General features: G+C 69.0%; 5 protein-coding genes. 4 read left to right on the forward strand and 1 reads right to left on the reverse strand.

Going from position 1 to position 5,008, the window contains the following annotated elements; all coding sequences use genetic code 11:
• Positions 1-200 precede the first annotated feature (200 nt).
• Genes PSEWESI4_RS23350 through PSEWESI4_RS23360 form a run of 3 tightly spaced genes read left to right on the forward strand, consistent with a single transcriptional unit; the run spans position 201 to position 2,178 of the window.
• Positions 201-899, forward strand: coding sequence for a glutathione S-transferase family protein (locus tag PSEWESI4_RS23350; RefSeq protein WP_187673637.1), 699 nt, complete (start codon positions 201-203; stop codon positions 897-899).
• Complete coding sequence (locus tag PSEWESI4_RS23355) at positions 896-1,195, forward strand: GIY-YIG nuclease family protein (RefSeq protein ID WP_187673638.1); 300 nt, start codon at positions 896-898, stop codon at positions 1,193-1,195. The genes PSEWESI4_RS23350 and PSEWESI4_RS23355 overlap by 4 nt, the downstream gene beginning before the upstream one ends.
• A gap of 47 nt (positions 1,196-1,242) precedes the next feature.
• Complete coding sequence (locus tag PSEWESI4_RS23360) at positions 1,243-2,178, forward strand: glutathione S-transferase family protein (RefSeq protein WP_187673639.1); 936 nt, start codon at positions 1,243-1,245, stop codon at positions 2,176-2,178.
• On the opposite strand, the gene PSEWESI4_RS23365 is transcribed toward PSEWESI4_RS23360, so the two are convergent.
• Entirely contained in the window at positions 2,159-3,025 is an 867-nt protein-coding gene (locus PSEWESI4_RS23365; RefSeq protein ID WP_187673640.1) for a DUF4344 domain-containing metallopeptidase, read from the reverse strand. The genes PSEWESI4_RS23360 and PSEWESI4_RS23365 overlap by 20 nt on opposite strands.
• A gap of 454 nt (positions 3,026-3,479) precedes the next feature.
• Here PSEWESI4_RS23365 and PSEWESI4_RS25595 point away from each other — a divergent pair.
• On the forward strand, positions 3,480-5,008 hold a 1,529-nt coding region (locus PSEWESI4_RS25595), incomplete at its 3' end, for a methyl-accepting chemotaxis protein (protein WP_187673641.1).

Here is a 5,008-nt window from a genome sequence, read left to right on the forward strand (position 1 = left end):
GAGGGAGAGGGGGTTTACGGTGCAGGGTTATGACTCCGAGGCTTGAGCTTGACTCCGATCAGTCCCCTCTCCCTCCGGGAGAGGGTTAGGGTGAGGGGCGGAGTCCAAGTCTTGCAAGCCCGAATTACCCACCACCAGGCCCCCACGAATCCCCCCACAGACGCTAAACTCGCCGGCGACCTTCTCGCTGGATATCGCCGATGATCACTCTGTTCCAGTTCCCGCCGGCACTCAAAGTGCCCAACCCCAGCCCTTTCTGCCTGAAAGTGGAAACCTTCCTGCGCCTCACGGGCCTGGAGTACCAGGTCAAGTCGGTGGCCAATCCCGGCAAGGGGCCGAAGGGCAAGTTGCCGTTCATCAAGCTGGACGATGAAGTCATCGCCGACTCGGCGATCATCCTGCGCACCCTCGACCAGCGCCTGGCGCTGGGCCTCGACAACCATCTGGATGCCGCCGGCCGGGGCCGGGCGCTGGCCATCACGCGGTTGTGCGACGAGCACCTGGCGCCGCTGATGGTGTACTTCCGCTGGATCGACGAGGCGGGCTGGAACGAACTCAGGCCGGTGTTCTTCGACAGGCTGCCCTGGCCGTTGCGCGCGCTGCTGCCGAAGCTGGTGCGCGGCAAGATCCACAAGTCGCTGCTGGCCCAGGGCCTGGCGCGGCATTCGCGGGACGAGTTGCTGGCCTTCGCCCGCGAAGACCTGCAAGCGCTCAGCGACCTGCTCGGCGCGGCGCCGTACTTCGGCGGCCTGCAACCCTGCAGCGCCGACGCCTCGGCCTATGGCGTGCTGGCCAACCTGATCCTGAGCAGCCTGAACAATCCGCTCAGCCAGTTGGCGCGGGAATACCCGGTGCTGGTGGCCTACTGCGAACGCCTGCGCGACAAGTTCTGGGCATGAGCAAACCCTGGTTCGTCTACCTGGTGCGGGCGGCCAATGGCGCCCTGTACTGCGGCATCAGCGACGACCCCGCGCGGCGTTTCGAACAGCACCGCAGCGGCAAGGGCGCGCGCTTCTTCCATTCCAGCCCGGCGCAGGCGCTGGCCTACGTGGAGCCTTGCGCCGACAAGGGCGAGGCGCTGCGCCGCGAGCGGGCCATCAAGCAACTGAACAAGGGCGCCAAGGAGCGCCTGGTCGCGAACGGCATTCATGCCCTTGATGCGTTCATATCGGCCCGGGAGGCTACGCCGGCCTGACGGGCCGGGATAAGCTTCGGGTTCACTCCCTTGCCGACGAGCCCGCCATGCACGAGCTGATCCTCCACCACTACCCGGCTTCCCCCTTCGCCGAAAAGGCCCGCCTGATGCTGGGCTTCAAGCAGTTGTCCTGGCGTTCGGTGTTCATTCCGAGGGTGATGCCCAAGCCCGACCTGATGGCCCTGACCGGCGGCTACCGCAAGACCCCGGTGTTGCAGATCGGCGCCGACATCTACTGCGACACCGCGCTGATCGCCCGCCGCCTGGAAGCCGAGAAGAGCGTGCCGAGCCTGTTTCCGGAAGGGCAGGAATTCACCGTCGCCGCCTTCTCGCAATGGGCCGACTCGGTGGTTTTCCAGTATGCCGTGGCGTTGATCTTCCAGCCGGAGTCCCTGGCTGCGCGGATGGCCGGGGCGCCGGCCGAAATGATCCAGGCCTTCCTCGACGACCGCAGCCGGCTGTTCAGCGGTGGCACGACGACTCGTCCGTCGGCGGAGGTTGCCCAGAACGACTGGCCGGTGCTGATGGCGCGGCTGGAGCTGCAACTGGCGCGCGAGGAGGGCGACTTCCTGTTCGGCGAGCCGTCGGTGGCCGATTTCTCCTTGGCCCACTGCCTGTGGTTCGTCAAATCCTCGCCGCTGACCGCGCCGCTGGTGGATGACCATCCGCTGGTGGCGGCCTGGTTGGACCGGGTGCTGGGGTTCGGCCACGGCTCGGCCAGCAAGCTGTCCCCCGAAGAGGCCATCGAGATCGCCCGCGCCGCGACGCCGGCCGAACTGCCCGTCGATGACTTCGTCGATCCCAACGGTTTCCGCGCCGGTCAGCGGGTGGCGATCGCCGCCACCGACTATGGCGTCGACCCGGTCGAGGGCGAGTTGCTGTTCGCCGGGCGCGAAGAACTGATCCTGCGCCGCGAGGACGAGCGCGCCGGTGTGGTGCACGTGCACTTCCCGCGCCTGGGCTTCAGCATTCGGGCTGTTTGAGCATGCCGCCGGCCGGCGGCTCCGAGGTGGCGACGCACTCCAGCTCGGGGCCGGGGCGGCGCTGGGGCGGCAGCGTCTCGGCCAGTTCGCGGAAGTGCCGTAGCCGCTCGTAGCAGAGCGTCAGCACCGCCTCGTCGCGGTTGTACCAGGCGTCCGGCGAGCCGCAGGCGGTGACCCACAGGGTCAGGGTGCGCGGCGGCGTGAACACCTGGCTGACGCGCCGCGCCAGCTCTTCCAGGCCGCCCTGGCGAATCTGGGTGACCAGTTGTTCATCGGCACGGTTGTCCGGCGGCGGGTCGTAGACGATCTGCAGGCGCGGCCGCCGCTGGATGGCGACGCGGCGGTTGTTGTGGCGGATCCAGTCGAGCGCCTTGCGCGCCTGCTGGTATTCCTGGTCGCAGTACAGCGCCCGCTCCATCGGCAGCCCGGCGACGCGCGGCAGCCAGTCCAGGCGCTGCGTGTCGCTGCCGTAGACCAGGCAGGTGATGTTGTAGAAGCGCTGCTCGTCGAGCGCATGGGAAGCCCAGGCCGGCACCCGTTCCTCCGCCCGCCGTGGCCGCTGCGATTCCAGCCGCCAGTAGTCGACGATCGCCAGCATCTTGGCGTCGAACTCCTCCTCCGGCAGGTCGTCGCGGAACAGGAACAGGATCATGATGGCGAGCTGGTCGGCGGCGTCTTCCTCGCGGCCCAGTACCGGCAGGTCCAGTTCGGCGATGAGCATGTGGCCCATCTCGTGGAGGAGGGTGAACTCGCTGTTGGCGACCACGAAGCGGGATATCTCGGGAGACAGCGGCGGCGACGGTGGTTCGGCCGCCAGCGTGCCTGCCAGCAGGCTCAGCGCCAGCATGAGGTGTCGCGCCCGTCCCTTGGGTGTGGGCCGCGAGGCGGCCGATGGGGATGATGCAAGGCCGGCCATGGACAGGCCCCCTGCCAGTTGCCGAACAGGTGTGCCTCAGAAAACTTTAGCAGTGCGGGCCGAGGCGACCGGGCGATCCGTCGGAATCCACGGGGGCGGGGCCGAGTGGTCCGCGCCCCGGACACCCGCGCTCCGGCTCGCGGAGCTGCTCAGCTCCGTTTCGCCCGATCGCCGAGGGTGTCCTGCAGGCAGGCCAGGATGCGGGGCAGGGTGTCGGGGAGCGTGCTCATGCGGCGATGCTGTAGACGAGGTGCGCGGCTGCGGGAGCGGTCGCCTACGACCAAGGAACCATGGCGGGACAGTGGCGATTGGCCGCTAAATGCCGGCACAACCATAAAAGCCGCCCGGGTCCGGCCCGGCGTGGCGACGATCCGCGAGGTTTCCGATGCGTCCTGTCGCGCAAAGCATCCTGGTCCTGGCCCTGTTCGCCGGTGTCTGGCTCGCCGTCCTTCCGCTGCCGCTGGCGGCGCTGGGTGTGCTGGCGGCGATCTGGCTGCCGCGCCTGCTGTCGCCCCGTCGCGTTCCGGAAGGGCAGGGCAGCGAGACGGGGCAGATCGACCGCCTGGCCCACGAGTTGTCGAAGCGCACCAGCCACAACGCGCTGTCCGCCGCCGGCGTGGCCCACGCGGTGCGGCGTCTCGGCGAGCGCCTGCACTCGCAACTGGATGCCGCGGCGCGCATCGTCGCCAGCGCCGATGTGATGCTGCGGACCGAGGAACTGACCTCCGCGCGCAGCCGCCAGGCCGAGGCGGCGGCCATCGAGGCGCGGCGCAGCAGCGCGGCCGGGCACGAACTGCTGGGCGAGGCGACCGCCGTCATGCACCGGCTCAGCGAGCGGGCCAGCACCAACCGGGCGACCATCGAGGCGCTCAGCCAGCGCAGCGAGGAAATCCAGCGGGTCACCCAGGTGATCCAGACCATCGCCAGCCAGACCAACCTGCTGGCGCTCAACGCCGCCATCGAAGCGGCGCGTGCCGGCGAACACGGGCGCGGTTTCGCGGTGGTCGCCGACGAAGTGCGCGGCCTGGCCGGCCGTACCGCCGCCGCCACCGAGGAAGTCGGCCAGATGGTGCTGGATATCCAGCAACGCACCGCCGGCGTGGTCGAGCAGATCCAGATGCTGGCCAGCGAACTGGATCGCGGCGTCGAGCAGGTCGAGCACATCGGCGGGCACCTGCGCAGCATCGCCGACCTGGCGGTGACGGTGGAGGGGCAGATCAGCGAAATCGCCGCCGCCACCCAGGTCAACCGCGAACAACTGAGCAGCCTGTTCGCCGCCGTGGACCAGGTGCGCGGCGACCTCGGCGACAGCGAGGAACAGACCCGCCGCCTGGGCCAGGCCGCCGCCGAACTGGGCGCGCAGGCCGAGAGCATCAGCGAGCGGCTTGCCGAGATCGGCCTGGACGACTACCACCAGCGCGTCTACGACCTGGCCCGCGAGGGCGCCGCGCAGATCGCCGCGCGTTTCGAAGCGGACATCGCCGCCGGGCGCCTCACCCTCGACGACCTGTTCGACCGCCGTTACCAGCCGCAGCCCGGCACCACGCCGACCAAGTACCGCTCACGCTTCGACGGCTACACCGACGAAGTGCTGCCGGCGATCCAGGAACCGCTGCTGCAACGCCACGAAGGGCTGGTGTTCGCCATCGCCTGCACCGAGGACGGCTACGTGCCGACCCACAACCTGGCATTCAGCGCCCCGCCGACCGGCGATCCGAAGATCGACACCGCGAAGAGCCGCAGCAAACGACGTTTCGACGACCGCACCGGGATTCGCTGCGGCAGCCATCGGCAGCCGCTGCTGTTGCAGACCTACACCCGCGATACCGGTGAGTTGATGCACGACCTGTCGGTACCGATCTTCGTGCAGGGGCGGCATTGGGGTGGGTTGCGGTTGGGGTATCGGCCGGAGGG

This window comes from Zestomonas carbonaria, assembly GCF_904061905.1.
In the GTDB taxonomy this organism is placed as follows: Bacteria; Pseudomonadota; Gammaproteobacteria; order Pseudomonadales; family Pseudomonadaceae; genus Aquipseudomonas; species Aquipseudomonas carbonaria.

Coding starts and splice junctions, on each gene's coding strand:
- PSEWESI4_RS23350 (WP_187673637.1), top strand. CDS start 201: ATGATCACTCTGTTCCAGTTCCCGCCGGCACTCAAAGTGCCCAACCCC.
- PSEWESI4_RS23355 (WP_187673638.1), top strand. CDS start 896: ATGAGCAAACCCTGGTTCGTCTACCTGGTGCGGGCGGCCAATGGCGCC.
- PSEWESI4_RS23360 (WP_187673639.1), top strand. CDS start 1,243: ATGCACGAGCTGATCCTCCACCACTACCCGGCTTCCCCCTTCGCCGAA.
- PSEWESI4_RS23365 (WP_187673640.1), bottom strand. CDS start 3,025: ATGCTGGCGCTGAGCCTGCTGGCAGGCACGCTGGCGGCCGAACCACCG.